The sequence below is a fragment of the Marinobacter panjinensis genome, assembly GCF_005298175.1.
GTDB classification, from domain to species: domain Bacteria; phylum Pseudomonadota; class Gammaproteobacteria; order Pseudomonadales; family Oleiphilaceae; genus Marinobacter; species Marinobacter panjinensis.
Genome location: NZ_SZYH01000003.1, coordinates 70,241 through 90,410, shown reverse-complemented (window position 1 = coordinate 90,410; position 20,170 = coordinate 70,241). Strand labels below are relative to the sequence as shown.

General features: G+C 57.3%; 16 protein-coding genes. 8 read left to right on the top strand and 8 right to left on the bottom strand.

Annotated elements, in window-relative coordinates; translation table 11 throughout:
- Positions 1 to 16: 16 nt before the first annotated feature.
- Positions 17 to 2,290, bottom strand: coding sequence for a 5-methyltetrahydropteroyltriglutamate--homocysteine S-methyltransferase (metE, locus tag FDP08_RS19640; protein ID WP_137438004.1), 2,274 nt, complete (start codon positions 2,288 to 2,290; stop codon positions 17 to 19).
- 115 nt (positions 2,291 to 2,405) lie between these two features.
- Here metE and FDP08_RS19635 point away from each other — a divergent pair, with 115 nt between their 5' ends.
- From FDP08_RS19635 to FDP08_RS19625, 3 genes are all read left to right on the top strand, one after another.
- Entirely contained in the window at positions 2,406 to 3,302 is an 897-nt protein-coding gene (locus tag FDP08_RS19635; protein ID WP_137438003.1) for a LysR family transcriptional regulator, read from the top strand.
- A gap of 92 nt (positions 3,303 to 3,394) precedes the next feature.
- Positions 3,395 to 3,787: a glycine cleavage system protein GcvH gene (gcvH, locus tag FDP08_RS19630; RefSeq protein WP_137438002.1), complete on the top strand. Its 393-nt coding sequence runs from the start codon at positions 3,395 to 3,397 to the stop codon at positions 3,785 to 3,787.
- A gap of 191 nt (positions 3,788 to 3,978) precedes the next feature.
- Positions 3,979 to 5,175 (top strand): class I SAM-dependent rRNA methyltransferase, encoded by a 1,197-nt coding sequence (locus tag FDP08_RS19625; protein ID WP_137438001.1) that lies wholly within the window; start codon positions 3,979 to 3,981, stop codon positions 5,173 to 5,175.
- Positions 5,176 to 5,385: 210 nt separating this feature from the next.
- On the opposite strand, the gene FDP08_RS19620 is transcribed toward FDP08_RS19625, so the two are convergent.
- Positions 5,386 to 6,042 carry a histidinol-phosphatase gene (locus FDP08_RS19620; protein WP_137438000.1) on the bottom strand — a complete coding sequence of 219 codons (657 nt, stop codon included), beginning with the start codon at positions 6,040 to 6,042 and terminating at the stop codon, positions 5,386 to 5,388.
- Between the two features lie 174 nt (positions 6,043 to 6,216).
- Between FDP08_RS19620 and FDP08_RS19615 the strand changes: the two genes are divergently transcribed.
- From FDP08_RS19615 to FDP08_RS19605, 3 genes are all read left to right on the top strand, one after another.
- Positions 6,217 to 6,747: an RNA pyrophosphohydrolase gene (locus tag FDP08_RS19615; protein WP_137437999.1), complete on the top strand. Its 531-nt coding sequence runs from the start codon at positions 6,217 to 6,219 to the stop codon at positions 6,745 to 6,747.
- A gap of 15 nt (positions 6,748 to 6,762) precedes the next feature.
- Positions 6,763 to 9,069, top strand: a complete 2,307-nt coding sequence (gene ptsP, locus FDP08_RS19610; RefSeq protein WP_137437998.1) for a phosphoenolpyruvate--protein phosphotransferase — start codon at positions 6,763 to 6,765, stop codon at positions 9,067 to 9,069.
- Positions 9,070 to 9,169: 100 nt separating this feature from the next.
- Positions 9,170 to 10,411 carry a patatin-like phospholipase family protein gene (locus FDP08_RS19605; RefSeq protein ID WP_137437997.1) on the top strand — a complete coding sequence of 414 codons (1,242 nt, stop codon included), beginning with the start codon at positions 9,170 to 9,172 and terminating at the stop codon, positions 10,409 to 10,411.
- A 63-nt stretch (positions 10,412 to 10,474) separates the two neighbouring features.
- Here the strand turns inward: FDP08_RS19605 and hslU are convergent, their stop codons facing one another.
- From hslU to FDP08_RS19575, 6 genes are all read right to left on the bottom strand, one after another.
- A complete protein-coding gene (gene hslU, locus FDP08_RS19600) occupies positions 10,475 to 11,803 on the bottom strand; it encodes an ATP-dependent protease ATPase subunit HslU (protein ID WP_137437996.1) in 1,329 nt (442 codons plus the stop codon).
- Positions 11,804 to 11,815: 12 nt separating this feature from the next.
- Positions 11,816 to 12,346 (bottom strand): ATP-dependent protease subunit HslV, encoded by a 531-nt coding sequence (hslV, locus tag FDP08_RS19595; protein WP_137437995.1) that lies wholly within the window; start codon positions 12,344 to 12,346, stop codon positions 11,816 to 11,818.
- A gap of 99 nt (positions 12,347 to 12,445) precedes the next feature.
- Positions 12,446 to 13,078 (bottom strand): SPOR domain-containing protein, encoded by a 633-nt coding sequence (locus tag FDP08_RS19590; protein ID WP_137437994.1) that lies wholly within the window; start codon positions 13,076 to 13,078, stop codon positions 12,446 to 12,448.
- A gap of 60 nt (positions 13,079 to 13,138) precedes the next feature.
- Positions 13,139 to 14,824: an arginine--tRNA ligase gene (gene argS, locus FDP08_RS19585; protein ID WP_137437993.1), complete on the bottom strand. Its 1,686-nt coding sequence runs from the start codon at positions 14,822 to 14,824 to the stop codon at positions 13,139 to 13,141.
- A gap of 177 nt (positions 14,825 to 15,001) precedes the next feature.
- Positions 15,002 to 15,850 (bottom strand): hypothetical protein, encoded by an 849-nt coding sequence (locus tag FDP08_RS19580; RefSeq protein WP_137437992.1) that lies wholly within the window; start codon positions 15,848 to 15,850, stop codon positions 15,002 to 15,004.
- A 175-nt stretch (positions 15,851 to 16,025) separates the two neighbouring features.
- On the bottom strand, positions 16,026 to 18,206 hold the full coding sequence (locus FDP08_RS19575) for a primosomal protein N' (protein WP_137437991.1): 2,181 nt from the start codon (positions 18,204 to 18,206) through the stop codon (positions 16,026 to 16,028).
- Between the two features lie 183 nt (positions 18,207 to 18,389).
- Between FDP08_RS19575 and rpmE the strand changes: the two genes are divergently transcribed.
- A complete protein-coding gene (gene rpmE, locus FDP08_RS19570; RefSeq protein ID WP_137438088.1) occupies positions 18,390 to 18,611 on the top strand; it encodes a 50S ribosomal protein L31 in 222 nt (73 codons plus the stop codon).
- Between the two features lie 229 nt (positions 18,612 to 18,840).
- Positions 18,841 to 20,106: a malic enzyme-like NAD(P)-binding protein gene (locus FDP08_RS19565; RefSeq protein ID WP_137437990.1), complete on the top strand. Its 1,266-nt coding sequence runs from the start codon at positions 18,841 to 18,843 to the stop codon at positions 20,104 to 20,106.
- Positions 20,107 to 20,170 lie beyond the last annotated feature (64 nt).

The following is a 20,170-nucleotide window of genomic DNA, read 5'->3' as shown; positions in this document are numbered from 1 at the left end:
AGATCCCTTGCGAACGTTAAGCCTCCCGCAATTCCCGCGCTGCCGCCACCATACCTCTCAGCGCCGGCATCACCTCATCCCACGAACGGGTTTTCAGCCCGCAGTCCGGGTTAATCCAGAGCCGTTCAGCGGGGATTCGTTCCGCAGCTTTGTTCATCAGCGAGATGATGTGGTCCGTGCCAGGCACATTCGGCGAGTGGATATCGTACACTCCCGGACCGATGTCGTTGGGGTACTGGAAGCCCTTGAACGCATCCAGCAGCTCCATGTCGGACCTGGAGGTTTCGATGGTGATGACATCCGCGTCCATGCGCGCGATGGCTTCGATGATGTCGTTGAATTCCGAATAGCACATGTGGGTGTGAATCTGGGTTTCGTCTTTCACGCCGTTGGCGGTGATTCGGAAGGCTTCAATGGCCCAGTCCAGATAGCTCTGCCAGTCGCTCTGGCGCAGGGGCAGGCCTTCCCGAAGTGCGGCTTCGTCGATCTGGATGATGTTCACCCCTGCCTGTTCCAGGTCCAGCACTTCCTCCCGGATGGCCAGTGCCAGTTGCAGGCAGGTGTCTTTCCTGGGCTGGTCGTCGCGGACGAAGGACCAGTTCAGGATAGTGACCGGGCCGGTGAGCATGCCTTTCAGGGGTTTGTTGGTCAGGGATTGGGCATAGCGGATCCATTCCACGGTCATGGCTTTTGGTCGGGAGATGTCGCCAAACAGGATGGGCGGTTTCACACAGCGTGAACCGTAGGACTGTACCCAGCCGAGGCGGCTGAATACGTAACCTTCCAGTTGCTCGCCGAAATACTCTACCATGTCGTTGCGTTCCGCTTCGCCGTGGACCAGCACGTCCAGGCCCAGCTTTTCCTGTTCCTGAATACAGTGACGGATTTCGTCGCGGACTCTTGCCTGGTATTCCTCCGGACCGAGTTCGCCTTTGCGGTATTTGAGCCGCGTCTGGCGGATATCCTTGGTCTGGGGAAAGGAGCCAATCGTGGTTGTGGGGTACTGCGGCAGCTTCAGGTGGCTCGCCTGGATCGCTGAGCGATGCTTATAGTCGCTTTTGCGCTGCCCCAGTTCTGGAGTGATCGCCGCAACCTCATTGCGAACCTGTGGGTCCGTTACACGTGTGGAGCGCCTACGGCTGAGAATTGCATCCGCATTGCTCTTCAGCCCATCGGCAACGGACTTCCGGCCCTCAGCAAGGGCCATCGCCAATACCTGCAATTCCTCCAGTTTCTGCCGTGCGAAGGCGAGCCAGGAGCGGATTTCAGGATCCATGGTGGTTTCGTTATCCAGGTCAACCGGCACATGCAGGAGTGAGCAGGACGGTGCCAGCCAGAGCCGCTCCCGCAGTTTCTGGTGCACCGGTTCAAGCCAGCCCAGGGTTGCCTGCAGGTCAGTTTTCCAGATATTGCGACCGTCAATCACACCCAGGGAGAGTACTTTGTGCCCGGGCAGCCAGTCGGTCACTCGGGCAACCTCGTCTCTTGCATTGATGGCATCCAGGTGCAGGCCGGCAACCGGCAGTTCGCAGGCCAGTTGCAGGTTTTCCCGTAGTTGTCCGAAATAGGTGGTCAATAACAGCTTCACGGGACTGGCCTTGAGGTTGTGGTAGGCCAGGTTCATGGCGTGCCGCCACTCGCCGCCCAGTTCGGTAACCAGTATTGGTTCGTCGATCTGTACCCACTCTGCACCACTGTCTGCAAGAAGCTGCAGCAGTTCGCCGTAAACCGGCAGCAGGTCATCCAGCAGGCTGAGCCTGTCGGTGTCGTCCTTGGATTTGCCGAGCCAGAGATAAGTGACGGGGCCGATGATAACCGGCTTGGCGTTGACGCCTTCAGCTTTCGCTTCAGCCAGTTGCTCCAGCAGACGCGTGGGTTCAAGCGCAAACCGTGTGTTGGCATCGAACTCCGGGACAATGTAATGATAATTGGTGTCGAACCATTTGGTCATTTCTCCGGCATGGACGCCGCAGCAATTGTCGTCAGCCGGGGAGCGGCCACGGGCAATGCGGAAGTAGCGGTCAAGGGCGTTCTCGCCGGCTTTGCCGGCACGATCTGGTAGGTTGCCAAGGGTGGCGCTCATGTCCAGTACCTGGTCATAGAGAGAAAAGTCTCCCACCGGTGCCAGCGTCAGTGGTTGCTGGTCCCGCCAGTTGCCGGCACGGAGCTTCGCTCCGGTTTCCCGCAGGGCGGCTTCGTCCAGTTCGCCTCTCCAGAAACCCTCAAGGGCAAATTTCAGTTCCCGGCGCTCGCCGATCCTCGGAAAACCCAGGTTGTGGGTGGTCACCATGGTGAATCTCCTGTTCGTTGCAATCTGTCAGGCACCAAGGTTAGCGATGATGAGTCATGAAAAATAATGGTAATATCTCATTGATCCATGAATTTAATTCAACTTAGAGCTACCTATGATTGAGCGTAACCATCTAGAAATCGTTCGGGAAGTGGATCGGTGTGGTTCCCTGACGACCGCAGCGAATGCCTTGTGCCTGACCCAGTCTGCGCTCAGCCACGCAATAAAAAAGCTGGAGCAGCAGCTTGGCACTGCGGTCTGGATCCGGGAAGGCCGGAAACTGCGGCCGACACAGTCCGGTCTATATCTGTTGTCGCTGGCGAACCGGCTGTTGCCGCAGTTTGAGCACGCCGAGGAGTTGGTGGGCCAGATCGCCCGGGGCCAGAGGGGTAGCTTGCGGATAGGGATGGAGTGCCATCCCTGTTACCAGTGGTTACTGAAGGTGGTGGGGCCTTACCTGGAGCAGTGGCCGGGTGTGGATGTGGATGTGAAACAGCGCTTCCAGTTCGGAGGTATCGGGGCACTGTTTGGCTATGATATCGACGTGCTGGTCACGCCGGATCCATTGCACAGGAAGGGCCTGGTGTTCGAGCCGGTTTTTGATTATGAACAGGTTCTGGTAGTGCCCGGCAGCCACCCGCTGGCCTCGAAACCCTGGGTGGAGCCGGCCGATCTGGAAAGCGAGACTCTGATTACCTATCCGGTGGATGCGGAGCGTCTGGATATCTATACCCGGTTCCTGGTGCCGGCCCACAGCAGCCCGGCGCGGCACAAGACCATCGAAACCACGGACATCATGCTGCAGATGGTGGCAGCCGGGCGCGGCGTGTCGGCGTTGCCCCGGTGGCTGGTGGAGGAGTATGCGCACCAGATGCCGATTACCCCGGTCAGGTTGGGGCAGGAGGGGATCGACAAGCAGATTTTTCTGGGGCTTCGCGAGCGGGATGCGGGTGTGGAGTACTTGCAGTCGTTTATGGCGATGGCCCGTGAGACCACCTGGGGGCTGGTTTGAAATCGGTATCTTGCGCCACATCGCCTGAGATGTTCGCCGGGGCCTCTTTCTTCGGTTAAAATGCGCGAAATTATTCATCGGGGAATCTGATCATGAGCGAAACACCCGCAGATCTGAAATACATTGAAACTCACCAGTGGGTGCGTGTGGCCGATGATGGCACCGCAACCGTTGGCATTACGGACTTTGCCCAGGATCAGCTTGGGGATATTGTTTTTATCGGTGTTCCAGATGTGGGGGCGACGGTTACGGGGGCTGAAGAGGCCGGGGTGGCTGAGTCTGTGAAGTCGGCGTCTGATGTGTTCAGTCCGGTTACTGGTGAGGTGATTGAGGTCAACGAGAGCCTTGAGGATGAGCCGGAGAAGGTGAATGAGGATCCTTATGGTGACGGCTGGTTGTTCCGGGTGCGGTTGGCAGATCCGGGCGAGCTGGATGGCTTGATGGACGCTACGGCTTATGCGGAGCATGTTGCTTCCGAAGAGTGACCTGATTTTTTGGGCATGGAATAAGCCGGGCGGGCCTTCCAGAAAACGCCTCGAGACGTCCTGTGCGGCTTGGGCTCCGCCATCCATGGCTCCGCACATTTCTGGAAGGCCCGCCCGGCTTATCCCCCTGGACCCGGTGGTGGCTTCGTCTATTCAAGCCTTTCCTTCATTGTTTCTTCAGGCGATTATCTATGAATTTCCCGGTTTTATACCTACGCAAAGGCGCCGAGCGCAGGCTCAGGGCTGGCCATCTATGGGTTTACAGTAATGAAGTGGATACCCGTCGATCGCCGCTGACGGAATTTGAGGCTGGCACGCAGGCGGAGTTGCGTGCTTCCAACGACAAGCCGATGGGGACGGTGTTTGTGAATCCCCATGCGCTGATCTGTGGTCGTCTGATCAGTCGGAATGCTGCCCATGGCATGACGCCTCAGCGTCTGACCGAGCGGGTGGAGACGGCGCTGGCATTGCGGGAGCGTTTATTTGACAAGCCGTTCTATCGCTGGGTATTTGGTGACAGCGACGGGTTGTCCGGGCTGGTGATTGACCGGTTTGATGATGTGGTGGTGGTCCAGATTTCCACCGCCGGCATGGAGCAGATGAAGGAGTCTATTGTCCGGGCGGTTCAGCGCCTGGCACATCCCCGGGCGATTATCCTCAAGAACGACGGCAAGATGCGTAAGGTGGAGGGGCTGGATGCCTACGTTGAGCAGGCCCATGGCCCGGAAATTGACCTCCTTGCGGTTGTAGAGAACGGGGTGCGCTTCGAGGTGCCCATGGAGGGTGGGCAGAAGACCGGTTGGTTCTATGATCACCGTATGAACCGTCAGCGTTTGCAGGCGTATGCACCGGGCAAGCGGGTGCTGGATGTGTTCAGTTATGTCGGCGGCTGGGGAATCCAGGCGGCTTGTGCAGGGGCAACTCAGGTGACCTGCGTGGACAGCTCCACCAGTGCTATTGATTCTGTTCACCACAACGCGAAGATCAATGGGCTCGATAACATTGAAACTATCGAGGGTGATGCCTTTGACGCCCTGAAGGCGCTGTGTGAGGAGAAGGAAAAGTTTGACATTGTCGTGCTGGACCCTCCGGCGCTGATTCCACGGCGGCGTGACCAGAAGGCCGGGGAAGAGGCTTATGCGCGGTTGAACCAGCTAGGGTTGCGGTTGCTGGATCGGGATGGGTTGCTGGTGTCTGCTTCCTGCTCCATGCATCTGTCCCAGGAGAAGCTGACAGACATTATCCGTAGCAGTGGTCGCAAGATTGACCGGTTTGTGCAGTTGTTGGAGCAGGGTCATCAGGCGCCGGATCATCCGGTGGTGCCAGGGATTCCGGAGACGGATTACATAAAAAGCTGTTTTGTTCGGTCTTTGACAGGGTTTCTTTGAACTTGGGTTGTCGGATTTCGCTGCGCTCTATCCGACCTACGGGGTAGGATTCAGAACTGGCGTGTTTGCACACAGATAGGGAAGGACGCAGGGAGGGGGTGCCCGGGATCGTCAAAAACATGGATGTTTTTGTCGAGCGTACATGGACGTATTCACAGCGTATCCCGGGCACCCCCTCCCTGGGGCCTTCCCGGGCAGAATGGCAAGCAGTTAGCCTCTAAGGCTCATGATTTTCCAGCCGTTTTCCTTCGCAATGCTTTCAAGTGTTGGATCCGGATCGACCGCTACAGGATTCTCTACTTTGCGAAGTAAGGGTGCATCGTTGTGTGAGTCGCTATAGAACCATGCACCGTCCAGGCTTTCTCCTGTTGATTCAAGCCAATCGTGCAAACGGGTCACCTTGCCATCCTGAAAGCTGGGAACACCTGCAACCTCTCCCGTATAACGCCCATTGACCAGTTCCGGCTCCGTTGCAATCAGATGTTCAATGCCAAGTAGTTCCGCCACTGGCTCGGTTACAAACCGGTTGGTGGCAGTGATAATAAGCAATGTGTGGCCCTGCGCCCGGTGGCTGTCCAGTAACTCTGTGGCGCTGGCCTGCATCATCGGCCTGATTTTCTTCTCGACGAATTCCTTCCGCCAGGTCAGTAACTGCTTCATTTCGTGGCGAGCCAGCGGCTGCAGGGCAAAGCTCAGGTAGTGCAGGATATCCAGCTCGCCGTTCAGGTATTCCTGATAGAACTTATCATTGGCTTTCTGATATTCGTCCGCGTCCACAATGGACTCTTCCACCAGGAATTCACCCCAGGCATGGTCGCTGTCCCCGGCGAGCAGGGTGTTATCAAGGTCAAAAATTGCAAGGGTCAACGTCAGCACCTCCGGCTGGAAGGGGGAATGTCACAGAGGCGACAGTCTACCATGACATGCCGCCGCCGACTCCGTTTGCCGAAGCCTTGGGATTCTGTAAGAATGAGAGCAACTTGGATAAATCCGGCCGGTGAATTTTTAATCCGGCCTACCGACTTTTAAAAGGACTGTGCCGTGATAGATTCAGACGGTTTCAGACCCAATGTCGGAATCATTCTGGCCAATCACAGGGGGGAAGTCCTCTGGGCAAGGCGAATAGGGCAGGACTCCTGGCAGTTCCCTCAAGGTGGCATCAAGCACAACGAATCACCGGAGGAGGCTCTCTACAGGGAGCTGGCAGAGGAAATTGGTCTCGGGACAGACGATGTGGAAGTCATCAGCTGCACCCGTGGCTGGCTGAGATACCGCCTCCCTCGCAGGATGGTGCGGCACAATTCGCACCCGATCTGCGTGGGACAAAAACAGAAATGGTTCCTGCTGAGGATGCTTTCGCCGGATGCGCAGGTACGCGTAGACGGCACGGACTCACCGGAATTCGACGGCTGGCAGTGGGTCAGTTACTGGTACCCACTGGGGCAGGTCGTCTCGTTCAAACGTGAAGTCTATCGACGTGCGCTGCGAGAACTCGCGCCGCGGCTGTTCTATAACATGGAGCAGTGGCACCGGAGCGAGCAGGCCCGGCGTACGAAGGATCAACAGAAATGACGGATTGAAGCCGCCATGCTGAGCATACTGCGAAGTCTTGTACAAGAGGTAAATAGCGCCCGCGATTTGCAGGAGGCGCTGGATATCATCGTTTCGCGGGTGCAGAAAGCCATGGACACCGAAGTATGTTCGGTTTACCTGCTTGATCCGGCCACTAACCGCTACATCCTGATGGCCACAGAAGGCTTGTACCAGCAAGCTGTCGGGCAGGTCAGTCTGGGCTATTCCGAGGGTCTGATCGGCCTCGTTGGCTCCCGCGAGGAGCCCATCAACCTCGAAGATGCCCCCTCGCATCCCCGCTACCGCTATTTCCCGGAGACTGGTGAAGAGCGTTTCCGTTCGTTCCTCGGTGTGCCCATCATTCACCATCGCCGTGTTCTCGGTGTTCTGGTCGTCCAGCAACGGGAAAGTTCACGCTGTTTTGATGAGGGCGAAGAGGCCTTCCTGGTAACCGTGTCGGCGCAGTTGGCCGGAGTGATCGCCCACAGCGAGGCAACAGGCGCTATCAGCGGCCTCTCCCTGACGGGTGAAGAGGCAACGGATGTCAGTTTCAGTGGTGTGCCGGGCGCGCCCGGTGTTGCCATCGGCAAGGGCGTAGTGGTCTATCCGGCGGCGGACCTGGACGTTGTACCGGAAAAGCCCACCGATGATGTCGAGCTGGAATTGTCGTTGTTCAATGGCGCGGTCACGGCGGTTCGCGAAGATATTGAGCGGGTTGCGGCCCGGCTGGCTTCGCAGCTGCGTCCCGAAGAGCAGGCCCTGTTTGACGTCTATCTTCGCATGCTTGGTGACGATGCCATGCCGGGCGAGGTGTCCAACCGTATCAAGGAAGGTTTCTGGGCCCAGGGCGCCCTGAAGCAGGTGGTGCAGCAATATGTGCGTCACTTTGAAATGATGGAGGACCACTACCTGCAGGAGCGGGCAGTGGATATCCGCGACCTGGGCCGCCGGTTGCTGTCTCACCTGCAGGAAGGGGAGCAGAAAGACACGGTCTACCCCGATAACACGGTACTGGTTAGCGAAGAGCTGACCCCGGCCATGCTTGGAGAGGTTCCCAAGGGGAAACTGGTCGGTCTGGTATCGGTGAAGGGTTCGAGCAACTCCCACGTCGCCATTCTTGCCCGCGCCATGGGTGTGCCAACGGTCATGGGGCTGGTGGATATTCCGGTGAATCAGCTGGATGGCAAGGACCTGATTGTCGATGGGTTTGAAGGGCAGATCTTTGCATCGCCCTCTGCGGATTTGCGGAATTTCTACCAGGAGATCTGTGAAGAGGAAGACGAGCTGGTCAAAGGGCTGGAGGCCCTGCGGGATCTGCCGTGCGAAACCACGGATAACCACCGCGTATCGTTGCTGGTAAACACCGGGCTGATGACCGATGTGGTGCGCTCGCTCAGCCACGGTGCCGAGGGTATAGGTCTGTACCGCACGGAAGTGCCTTTCATGATCAAGGATCGCTTCCCCTCCGAGCATGAGCAAAGGGAGTACTATCGCGAGCAACTGGAAGCGTTTGCTCCGAACCCGGTCACCATGCGCACGCTGGACATCGGCGGCGACAAGGCCCTGACCTATTTCCCGATTCAGGAAGAGAACCCCTTCCTGGGCTGGCGTGGTATCCGTGTAACCCTGGACCACCCGGAGATTTTCCTGGTCCAGGTGCGGGCCATGCTCAAGGCGAGCGAGGGGTTGAACAACCTTCAGATCATGCTGCCGATGATCAGCAATATTTCCGAAGTGGAAGAGTCGCTGCACCTGATCTACAGGGTGTACCACGAGGTCAGGGAAGAGGGCTTCAACATTCACATGCCCAAGGTCGGGGTGATGGTTGAAATACCGGCTGCGGTATACCAGATTCGGGAGCTGGCGGACCGTGTCGATTTCCTGTCCGTTGGGTCCAATGACCTGACCCAGTATCTGCTGGCGGTGGATCGCAATAACCCGCGTGTGGCCCAGCTTTATCATTCCTATCATCCAGCCGTGTTGCAGGCACTTGTCCGGGTTGCCCAGGATGCTCATGCGGTGGGCAAACCGGTGGGCATTTGTGGCGAACTGGCGGGGGACCCGGGTGGTGCCCTGCTGCTGATGGCCATGGGGTACGACTCGCTGTCCATGAATGCGGCCAGCCTGCCCAAGGTCAAGTCGGTCATCCGCAGTGTCAGCCGCGAATGGGCAGTCCAGTTACTTGAGGATGTGCTTTTGCTGGACTCACCCCATGTTATCAAGAGCTGTGTGGACCTGGCGCTTCGCAACGCAGGCTTTGGTCGCTATCTGCGCCCGGGAAAATCAAGCTCTGTAGCCCATGCCGAAAAGGCCCTTTCGTGATGGTTTGTGACCACCGGGGCCCATATAGGGTGTGCACTCTAAAATGGACTGTTACGGTGATCCGCACTAGCCAACAGTACCCGCAAGGGGATAGCGAATAATGGCAACAACCACAGCAATCAAGCCCCGCCCCCGCATCGGTCTCGCGCTGGGAGGCGGCGGTCCTCTGGGCGGTATCTACGAAATCGGGGCATTGCGTGCGCTTGATGAGGCACTGGACGGGCTCGATTTTAACGACATTGATGTGTATGTCGGCGTGAATGCCGGGTCTTTTGTGGCTGCCAACCTGGCCAATCAGATGACGACGGCCCAGTTGTGCCGTATTTTTGTGCGTAACGAGGCAGAAGTTCACCCGTTTCATCCGGAAGTATTCTACCGGCCGGCGTTCCGGGAATTGGGCGGCCGATTGCTGGCGGTGCCCGGTCTGGTCACCACTGCGGTTCGCCGGTTTATAAATAACCCCTATGACCAGAGCTTGCTGGAAGCGATGACGATCCTTGCGCAGGCTGCGCCAGCCGGGTTGTTCGACAACGAGGGCCTGCATGAATACCTGCAGCGGGCCTTTACCATGCTGGGCCGTACCAATGATTTCCGGCAGCTTCGTCGCAGCTTGTACATTGTGGCGGCGGACGTGGAAAGTACCGAGGCCGTCTGTTTCGGTGCCCCGGGCTTTGACCACGTGCCTATTTCCAGGGCGATCCAGGCCAGCATGTCTTCCCCTGGGATCTATGTTCCGGTCACCATCGACGGGCGTTACTATGTAGATGGCACCCTGAGAAAAGGCCTGCATGCCTCTGTCGCTTTCGAAGATGGAGCGGATCTGGTTTTTGCAGTGAATCCCCAGGTGCCGATCGATGCCAGTGCGGCGGTGCGTGCCGGCACCATGGCGCCAGGGGAGCTGACCCGCTCCGGCATGCCCCGCCTCTTGTCCCAAATGTTCCGCACCATGGTTTATTCCCGTATGCAGTCCGGTATTGCCCAGTATGCGCGGGATTATCCCGACAAGGATATCCTGCTGTTTGAACCCACCCGGGACGATGCCAAGCTGTTTTTCTCGAACGTCTTCAGTTTCCAGTCCCGTCGCATGGTGTGTGAGCACGCCTACCAGATGACCCGGCGTGATCTGTTGAATCGTGCGGATGAACTGGAACCCAAGCTGGCGAAGTATGGTATTCGGCTGCGCAGAGACCGACTGGAAGATGAACAGCGCACCATCAGCACCAGTCTGTATGGTGAGATGTTGCCGCTCTATGTGGCGAAGGGGCGCAAGAAGAAAGCCCAGAAAGGTCGTTTGGCGACCGGGCTGGATAACGTTACCGAGCTGTTCAACAAGGCACTTTGAAGGGTATTGAAGTATGAGAGCAGGGGCGGCCGGAAGGCGCGCCCCGCTTGAACGAAGCCTGGCTCAGAGAATATAGCGGCTGAGGTCTTCGTCTTCCGCCAGTTCGCCCAGTTTCTCATCCACAAACGCGGCGGTTACTTCGAAGGTTTCGGTAACCTGGTCACCGGCCTCAAACGACAGACTTTCCAGCAGCCGCTCCAGTACCGTATGCAGGCGTCGGGCACCGATATTCTCGGTGGTTTCGTTGACCTTGTAGGCAACTTCGGCGATACGGGCGATGGCGTCTTCCGTGAACGTCAGCGTGACGCCTTCAGTGGCCATCAATGCCTCGTATTGCTGCACCAGCGAAGCGTCCGGCTCGGTCAGGATGCGCTTGAAGTCGTCCGGGGTCAGTGCTTGCAGTTCAACGCGGATTGGCAGACGGCCCTGTAGCTCCGGGATCAGGTCAGACGGCTTGGACAGATGGAAGGCACCGGATGCGATGAACAGGATATGATCGGTGCGCACCGCGCCATACTTGGTGCTGACGGTACTGCCTTCAATCAGCGGCAGAAGGTCCCGTTGCACGCCTTCCCGGGAAACGTCTGATGAGGTGTTTTCTGAGCGCTTGGCTACCTTGTCGATTTCATCGAGAAAGACAATGCCGTTCTGTTCAACACTCAGTATGGCCTTTTGCTTGATCTCTTCTTCGTTAACCAGTTTTGCCGCTTCCTCGTCGCGAACCTGCTTCAAGGCATCCGCGACTTTCATCTTGCGGGTCTTGCGCTTTTCCGAGGACATGCTTGAGAACATGTTCTGCAACTGGCTGGTCATCTCCTCCATACCGGGAGGCGCCATGATTTCAACGCCGGCACCACTATTGCGCAGGTCAACTTCGATCTCCTTGTCGTCCAGTTCACCCTCACGCAGTTTCTTGCGGAACAACTGGCGGGTTGAGGAGTCGTCGGTTCTCTGGCTGTCTTGCTTGAGATCCCGGGGTGGTGGCAGCAGGGCATCCAGGATGCGTTCCTCGGCAGCGTCCATGGCGCGATGCTCGTGGCGCTTCATTTCCTTCTCGCGCAGCATCTTGATGGCCATATCCGCCAGGTCGCGGATGATGGATTCCACGTCCCGGCCAACATAGCCCACTTCAGTAAACTTGGTGGCTTCCACTTTCAGGAACGGGGCGTCCGCCAGTTTGGCAAGCCTGCGCGCTATCTCGGTTTTACCGACACCGGTGGGGCCGATCATCAGAATATTCTTCGGTGTGATTTCCTCGCGCAGCCCACTTTCCAGCTGCATCCGACGCCAGCGGTTGCGCAGGGCAATAGCGACGGAGCGCTTGGCCTCTTCCTGGCCCACGATGTGTTTGTTGAGCTCGTGAACAATTTCACGGGGGGTCATTGCAGACATGCTAGCTCCGGATCAGTCGTTGGCTGACAGCACTTCAAGGGTGCGATTGTGGTTGGTGTAGATGCAGATGTCGGCCGCAATATCCAGGCCCTTCTCCACAATCTCGCTGGCTTTCAGATCGGTGTTTTCCAGCAAGGCCCTCGCTGACGCCTGGGCAAACGGGCCACCGGAGCCAATGGCAATCAGCCCCTGCTCCGGTTCGATTACGTCACCGTTGCCAGTGATGATCAGAGATGCTGTCTTGTCGGCAACTGCCAGCAGGGCTTCCAGCCGGCGCAGGGCACGGTCCGTGCGCCAGTCCTTCGCCAGCTCCACTGCCGCACGGGTGAGGTTGCCCTGGTGTTTTTCCAGCTGGGCCTCGAAGCGTTCAAACAGTGTAAAGGCATCGGCTGTGCCGCCTGCGAATCCGGCCAGTACCTGGTCGTTATAGAGTCGGCGAACCTTGCGGGCATTGCCCTTCATTACGGTATTGCCGAGGGAGACCTGGCCGTCGCCACCCATGGCAACTTCGTCGTCACGCCTGACAGAAAGTATGGTAGTCATTCTGGCTCCACTTGCCTGATAGAAAACAGTATTCAGCAGTTATGGAGGCGGGAGTCCGGTTTTCAAGGGCTGGGAGCAACAGAGAGTCCGGAGGGCCGTTCAGCCCTCCTTGGGGATTTTCCGGACAAGTGGTTGGATGTTCAGCTTGACCAGCTTGTCGATGGCGGCGTTCATCTGGCTGCGGGAGCTGTACGGGCCCACATTGACTCGATACCAGGTGCTGCCGCTGTCAAGATCAATGCGTTTGACCTTGGCTCGCAAGCCCTGGAAGGCAATCTCTGCGCGCTGTCTTTCCGCATCTTCCTGTTTACGAAAGGAGCCGGTTTGCACGAGGTAATCAAACGTTTGCTGGTTGGGCCCCGGGGTATATTCTTCCACGTCTGGCGGAATAACTTCGGAGTCGGGCAGCATATCGTAGAAGCGAAACCCCGGTTTTTCATCACTGGCGGTAGTGTCCGGTGCCTGTTCCTCTGTCGCAGGTGGTTGAGCCGGCGTCCTTTTTGATGGTTGCTGGTCGGGTGTTGGCAGGGAATTCAGATAGGCAATAAAGCCGATAAATCCACCAACGGCTGCCAGTGACAGTATCCAGCGTAAGGACAGGCCGCCATGTTGGGCCTTCGCCGCTGCCGGACGTTTGGCCGGCGGTTTTTGCCTCCGCGCCGGTCTCGCAGCTTTTGTCGGTGTTGCCGACTTGCTGGCCGGTCTGGGTTTGCGGGCGTAATCTCGGGACATGCCGGGTGATTTCCTGTTGCTTGCCTGGGTGTTCAGATCTGTGGCACAGAGCCATAACCGCTACATTTCTTCCGGTGCACTCACCCCTAGCAGGTCAAGGCCATTGGCAATCACCTGCCTGATGGCAAGATACAGTGTTACCCGCGCATCCCGCACCGCCGTATCCTCGATCAACACCTTGTGGGCGTTGTAATAGGTGTGGAACTGCCCGGCAAGGTCCCGCAGGTAATGGGTAAGATGATGTGGCTCCCGCAGCTTCGCGGAGCTCTCGATCAGCTCAGGGTATTTTGCCAGCTGATTTGCCAGATCTTTCTCTTCATCAAGCGTCAGCAGGGACAGGTCTCCCACACACTCGTTCAATCCGCGCTCGACCCCTTCCTCTTTCAGCTTTCTCAGTACACTGCAGATCCGCGCATGGGCATACTGGATGTAATAGACCGGATTTTCATTGGTCTGGGAGCGCGCCAGGTCGATATCGAAGGTCAACTGGGAGTCCACCCGGCGTGCCGCCAGGAAAAAGCGGGTAGCGTCACGGCCCACCTCGTCGATCAGGTCTCGAACGGTGACGTAGCTGCCAGCCCGCTTGGAAATTTTCACTTCCTGGCCGGAACGGGTCACCATCACCATCTGGTGCAGTACGTAGTCTGGCCAGCCCTCAGGGATGCCGGCTTTCAGCGCCTGCAGGCCTGCCCGAACCCGGGTGACGGTGGAGTGGTGGTCTGCGCCCTGTTCATTAATGACGGTGGTAAACCCCCGCTGCCACTTGTCCAGATGATAGGCCACATCGGGCAGGAAGTAAGTGTAGCCACCGTCCTTCTTACGCATCACGCGGTCTTTATCGTCACCGAACTCGGTGGTTTTCAGCCACATGGCGCCTTCGTGTTCGTAGGTATAACCGTTTTCCTGTAGTCGCTCGACGGTCTGCTCCACCTTGCCATCCTCATAGAGGGATGACTCCAGGAAGTAGACGTCGAACTCCACCCCAAAGGCTTTCAGGTCCAGGTCCTGTTCACGGCGCAGGTAAGCAACGGCGAATTCCCGGATGGCTTGCTGATCGTCCGGGTCGGCCTTGCCGGTTACTTCCCGGTCGTCCGCGGTAACGGTTTCCCCGGCCATGTAAGCATTGGCCACGTCTGTGATATAAGCACCACGGTAGCCGTCGGCGGGCCAGTTATCGTCTTCTGGTGTCAGCCCTTTTACCCGCGACTGAACGGAAAGCGCCAGGTTGTTGATCTGGGCACCGGCGTCGTTGTAATAAAACTCACGGGTGACGTTGTAACCATTGGCTTCCAGCAGGCGGCTCAGGCAGTCGCCGATAGCGGCACCGCGGCCGTGACCCACATGCAGGGGGCCGGTGGGGTTGGCAGACACAAACTCCACCTGGACCTTTTCGTTCTTCCCACTGTTATTGCGGCCGTATTGTCCGGCCTGGTCAAGAATCGTGCTGACCACCTCAAAAGCGCTGGCAGTGCTCATGAAAAAATTGATGAACCCCGGACCGGCAATCTCCACTTTCTCCACCGCTGCACTATCCGGCAGTCTTTCCACCAGTGCCTCTGCCAGCTTTCGCGGCGGACAACCGGCCGCCTTTGACGCTATTAGGGCAATGTTGCAGGCGTAGTCACCATGGGATTTGTCCTTGGTGTTGCCTACCTGCGGTGTGAAAGTCTGGTCTGTCGGCAGGGTGCCTTCGGATTGAAGGGTCGCCAGTGCAGACTGGAGCAGTTCGGATACGGTCTCTTTCATGCTGTCGGATGACTCGGGTTACAGGAGAATTGGAGAACGGCGGCAAGCAGCCCGCCGGGGAATCGAAGGGCGCTATTATCGCGGAAAGGGGCGGGCGACTCAAATTATGCTTTGTCAGGCCTGCTTCCCTCCCTTTGCGGGAGCATTGGGAGGAAGCAATAGCAGGTTGCTGTGACCTCAATCTCCCTGGAACGGCAGAATGACTGTGCTATTTGCACTCATGAAACTGATCACAAAGTTGATGCTGTCGTATGAGCCCACACCGTTATATCGGCCATTGCGCTCCGATGGGGAGGAGGTGGAGGTTGCCCCACAGTTGCGGGCATCGAAGGTGATGTCGAATACGTTGATGTTTGAGGCCCGGATAGATATCTCGCCATCGAAAACGCAGCCCGTCGCGTCTGACCCTGATATACCTCCCTGACTGCCGATCGTGAAACTCGTTGTTTGATCGAATGACAGATAGGATCCTGAGAGGATGCTCAGAGAAATGGATTGGTTGCTCAGGTCGATCAGTCTCGCCAGAACCGCGTTCGCGTTAAAGTTTCCACTGATCGTGTAGCTGAGGCTCTGTGAATCTTCGATGATACCGTTCAGGGAGCCATCGACTCGATTCCATTGGTTGGTGTAGAACAGGTTTGCTGCGCTACCGCTGAACTGGCTGCCATCCGACGTCGCCTCTAATGTCCCGAAGATGGAATTAGTGCCATTAATTGCAGTCGCAAACCGACCAGAGCTACTGATCCATGTAATGGCTTCGTCGGAGCTGCCATTGTCAGATGCAATGTCGGTTAAATAGATGCCCGGTCTCAGCCCGGTGTCGCCGCCATCATTGGCACTTGCCAGGCTCTCGGATGAGCCGTTGGTACCGTCGACTAATGGAGTTGACCATGAACCGCCTTCAGCCAGGGCGGTGGGGCTGCTTCCATCGGCAAGTGGCTGGGAGTTTTCACTACCGCCGCAGGCAGAGATCAGAAGGCTCGACAAAATGATCGGCAAGCAATTACAACGTACCATCCCTGACATTTGAAACTCCAGGCTCTCAATTTTTTCGCGTAGTCGCTTTAGCGGTAGTCAGTGCTGAAGCTCGGCTCGGTATACGAGCTGAATATTAGCAGGCTTCCATCCGCAGGGGACGGTTTGAGTCATTTCAGGATGTAAAACATTGCAAAAAGACGCCCCTTATCACAGTTTTAGAGGGTCATCCGGTTTCCAGTGGGTCGACATCGATTGCCCACTTTGTGTCCTTTGGGAGCTTCATCAGGTCGAGCCCGTGACAAAGCGCCGCAAGTTGTCGGTTCAGCCGTGTTCGGCTCAGCGAAACCAATACCAGTTGGGCCCTGTGGCGGTCGGCCCGACGTGCAATGATGGCAGGCAGCGGCCCCCAGCATTCGATGTCCCTGTGGGATGCTTCCGATTTTATGTCATCGAGCAATCTGAGGCTTGCTTGCATGGTGTCGCCCTCAACACGGAAAATCGCCATTGCCCGGTAAGGGGGCAGGAGGTTTGCTTCCCGCTCGGCGAGCATCTGGTTTGCAATCGGTAAGTAATCTCCCTGGGCAAGTGTTCCCAGCAGCGGGTGGTCGCTGTGGCAGGTCTGTATCAGTACTTCACCGGATTTTTCGCCGCGGCCCGCTCGTCCACTGACCTGAAGCAATGTCTGGATCAGCTGTTCAGGCGCGCGAAAGTCCACACTGAATAATCCGCCATCGGCGTTGATCACAACCACCAGCGTGACATTCGGAAAGTCATGCCCCTTGGCCAGCATCTGTGTGCCTACCAGAATGCAGGGGCGCCCGCTGTTTACTTTTTTGAGAATGCCCTGAATGCTGCCTTTGCGCTGGGTACTGTCCCGGTCTACCCGAACCACGGGCGCATCAGGGAAGTGCGTGGTCAGAATATCTTCAGTGCGCTCGGTGCCCTGGCCCACCGGTTTGAAGGCGTCGCTGTTGCACTTCGGGCAGTGGTCCGTGGCTGCGGTCTGGAAATCACAATGGTGACAGCGCATGGCACGATCGCGGCGGTGATAGGTAAGCCGTGTGTCGCACCGGGGGCATTCAACCATATGGCCGCAGTCAAAACACATCATGATGGGGGCGAACCCCCTGCGGTTTACGAACACCAGTGCCTGCTGGCCATCCTGGAGGCATTTCTCGATAGCTTGCAGGGCAGGTCGGGACAGGCCACCTTCGAGTGGGCGGCTACGGATGTCCAGAAGCTTGATGTGTGGTGGTCGGGCATTGCCTGCCCGTTCTTCTAATGTGATCAGTGAGTACTTGCCGGTAAGGGCGTTATGGTATGACTCCATGGAAGGTGTGGCTGAGCCAAGAATGACGGGGCAGTTGTTGAGATGAGCACGATAGACGGCTGTATCTCGCCCAGAGTAACGAAACCCCTCTCCCTGCTTGTAGGAACTGTCGTGCTCTTCATCCACGATGATGGTTTTCAGGTTGGTAAAGGGCAGTAATACTGCGGAACGGGTCCCAATCATGATAACCGGTTCACCACTGCGGACCTTGAGCCAGGTGGTTAGACGCTCCCCATCATTCAGGGCCGAATGCCACACCACGATTCGCGACCCGAAGTAATGCTGAAAACGCGCGACGGTCTGGGGGGTCAGGTTGATTTCCGGCACTAGCACCAATGCCTGCCCCCTGTCGCCCAGGAAGTGCTTCAGATAATAGAGGTACAGCTCGGTTTTGCCGCTTCCGGTGATGCCGTATAACAGGGATGCAGCAAAGCCATTTTCCGGCACGGGAAGCTGGTCTGCAGCATCAAGCTGTGCTTGGGAAAGCCGGGGGATCCGGTTACGGATCTCTTCGGGCACGCCGACAGGCTCGGGCTGAGAGGCTTCAACTATAAGATCCTTGCCCTGAAGGCTCCTGATCTGCGACTGGGTGAAACCGGCCTGCACGATCTGTCTGGCGCTGACGCTTCCCGGCTGGCTTTGAAGCCAGGCCAGAAGTTCTCTTTGTCTTGTTGCATTGCCAGACAGAACAGCAGGATCACCGCAGGCTTTCCAGTAGGCCTCTTTTTTCTCAACTGCCGGCCGTCCGCGTCTAAGGGCCGGTGGTAGTGCGGTAAAAAGGCATTCACCCAGGGGGTGCTGGTAGTAGTCCGCCGCCCAGCTCAACAGCTTGAATGTTTCCTTCGGCAGTGCCGGCCATTCTTCACAGACCGACCTTACCGGTTTCAGGGTAATACCCTCGGGCGGTTGGGCATCCGTGTCGGCGACCAATCCGGTGGCAGACTGCCGTCCAAAGGGCACCATCACGCGCTGGCCCTTTTGCAGAACCATGTGGTCAGGCACCAGATAATCAAACAGCCGCCGAAGAGGGCGGTTCAGTGCTATGCGCGCGGTTCGGGGCACATGAGGCTCCATGGGGATGATAAGACGGTCCGGGACTTGCCTGATGCCGCAATTGCAAGTAAGATTCGCGGTCTGTTTCCGGCAGGGCATGATTGTGCCCCGTCTTGTCAATTGATTCAAACGTGCGGTGCCTGACACCCGGAGCGATGCGAGCTCCCGTGATCAGGTAGCGGCATGACCCGACAGAGGTTCGCCATGAAAGAAGGTATTCACCCCAAGTACGAAGACATCAACGTTACCTGCTCCTGCGGTAACGCCTTCAAGACCCGCTCTACCTACACTCAGGATCTGCAGCTGGATGTGTGTTCCCAGTGCCACCCATTCTACACTGGCAAGCAGAAAGTGATGGATACCGGCGGCCGCATCGATCGCTTCCAGAAGCGCTTCGGTGGTCGTATCGGCGGCAAGAAAGACTGATCCGGGTACTGATGTCGAAAAAAGCGCCTTTCGGGGCGCTTTTTTTGTATCTGTCGGTTGTCCCTACGGGCGCCATTTTATGGGCGTGTACGCAAAATGGCTTATTGACTGCTCACGAAATGGCCAGCTGGGCCTTGTCTGATACAGACCTTCGCGCCATAATGTCGCGCTCCGCTGGGCAAGGCCCGGTGGCTTTTACCTCTTAAACGTGACAAACGGAACAGTGGCAATGTCTCAAGATCTGAAAGAAGCAGCCCTTGAATATCACGCCAAGCCGCGGCCTGGTAAGCTGAGTGTTGAAATCACCAAGCCCACCAAGACCTCCCGCGACCTTTCCCTGGCGTACAGCCCCGGGGTTGCAGAGCCGGTCCGCGAGATCGCGAAGGACCCAGAGAACGCATACAAATATACTGCCAAGGGTAACCTGGTGGCCGTTATTTCTGACGGCTCCGCTATTCTTGGTCTGGGTAACCTCGGCCCCCTGGCGAGCAAGCCGGTAATGGAAGGCAAGGGCGTACTGTTCAAGCGCTTTGCCGGCATTGACGTCTTCGATATCGAAGTTAATTCCGAAAGTCCCCAGGCATTTATCGAAACGGTTGAGCGTATTGCTGACACCTTCGGTGGCATCAACCTGGAAGATATCAAGGCTCCCGAGTGTTTTGAAATTGAGCGGGCCTTGATTGAGAAGTGCAATGTGCCCGTCTTCCACGACGATCAGCACGGTACCGCCATCGTAACGGCGGCCGGCATGATTAACGCACTTGAGCTTCAGGGCAAGAAGATTGAAGAAGCCAAGGTCGTGTGTCTTGGTGCTGGTGCGGCAGCCATCGCCTGCATGAAGCTGCTGATTAGCTGCGGTGTGCGCTCCGAGAATATCTTCATGCTGGATCGTAAGGGTGTTATCCACTCTGGCCGTGAGGATCTGAACCAGTACAAGGCGATGTTCGCCAATGACACCGACAAGCGCACGCTAGATGATGCGATGGATGGTGCCGATGTCTTCCTTGGTCTTTCTGGCCCGGATCTGGTCACTGCTGAACAGCTCAAGCTGATGGCGCCGAATCCGATCGTGTTTGCCTGCTCTAATCCGGATCCCGAGATCAGCCCGGAAGTGGCTCTGGCCACCCGTGATGACCTGATCATGGCAACAGGTCGTTCCGATTATCCGAATCAGGTGAACAACGTGCTGGGCTTCCCGTTTATCTTCCGGGGTGCTCTGGACGTGCGGGCGACTGCGATCAATGAAGAAATGAAAGTGGCGGCGGTTCACGCGATTCGCGAACTGGCCAAGGAGCCGGTCCCTCAGGAAATCTGTGAAGCCTATGACGTTGCAAGCTTTGAGTTTGGTCGGGAATACATCATTCCCAAGCCGATGGATGTGCGCCTGCTGGAAGTTGTCCCAGCTGCGGTTGCGCGTGCAGCGGTTGACTCCGGCGTTGCTCGCAATGGCTATCCTGCCCATTACCCGCTGATGTCGATGGACGATATCATCTGATATAGCTATAGCGTCTCCGGGCTTCCCGGCAATAAAAAAACCGGCGGAGACAATTCCGCCGGTT

Excerpts from the sequence above, each read along its gene's own strand:
- metE (WP_137438004.1), bottom strand. The coding sequence starts at position 2,290 with ATGGTGACCACCCACAACCTGGGTTTTCCGAGGATCGGCGAGCGCCGG.
- FDP08_RS19625 (WP_137438001.1), top strand. The coding sequence starts at position 3,979 with ATGAATTTCCCGGTTTTATACCTACGCAAAGGCGCCGAGCGCAGGCTC.
- hslV (WP_137437995.1), bottom strand. The coding sequence starts at position 12,346 with ATGACTACCATACTTTCTGTCAGGCGTGACGACGAAGTTGCCATGGGT.
- FDP08_RS19635 (WP_137438003.1), top strand. The coding sequence starts at position 2,406 with ATGATTGAGCGTAACCATCTAGAAATCGTTCGGGAAGTGGATCGGTGT.
- ptsP (WP_137437998.1), top strand. The coding sequence starts at position 6,763 with ATGCTGAGCATACTGCGAAGTCTTGTACAAGAGGTAAATAGCGCCCGC.
- gcvH (WP_137438002.1), top strand. The coding sequence starts at position 3,395 with ATGAGCGAAACACCCGCAGATCTGAAATACATTGAAACTCACCAGTGG.
- FDP08_RS19575 (WP_137437991.1), bottom strand. The coding sequence starts at position 18,206 with ATGGAGCCTCATGTGCCCCGAACCGCGCGCATAGCACTGAACCGCCCT.
- FDP08_RS19605 (WP_137437997.1), top strand. The coding sequence starts at position 9,170 with ATGGCAACAACCACAGCAATCAAGCCCCGCCCCCGCATCGGTCTCGCG.
- FDP08_RS19580 (WP_137437992.1), bottom strand. The coding sequence starts at position 15,850 with ATGTCAGGGATGGTACGTTGTAATTGCTTGCCGATCATTTTGTCGAGC.
- argS (WP_137437993.1), bottom strand. The coding sequence starts at position 14,824 with ATGAAAGAGACCGTATCCGAACTGCTCCAGTCTGCACTGGCGACCCTT.
- FDP08_RS19565 (WP_137437990.1), top strand. The coding sequence starts at position 18,841 with ATGTCTCAAGATCTGAAAGAAGCAGCCCTTGAATATCACGCCAAGCCG.
- rpmE (WP_137438088.1), top strand. The coding sequence starts at position 18,390 with ATGAAAGAAGGTATTCACCCCAAGTACGAAGACATCAACGTTACCTGC.
- hslU (WP_137437996.1), bottom strand. The coding sequence starts at position 11,803 with ATGTCTGCAATGACCCCCCGTGAAATTGTTCACGAGCTCAACAAACAC.
- FDP08_RS19590 (WP_137437994.1), bottom strand. The coding sequence starts at position 13,078 with ATGTCCCGAGATTACGCCCGCAAACCCAGACCGGCCAGCAAGTCGGCA.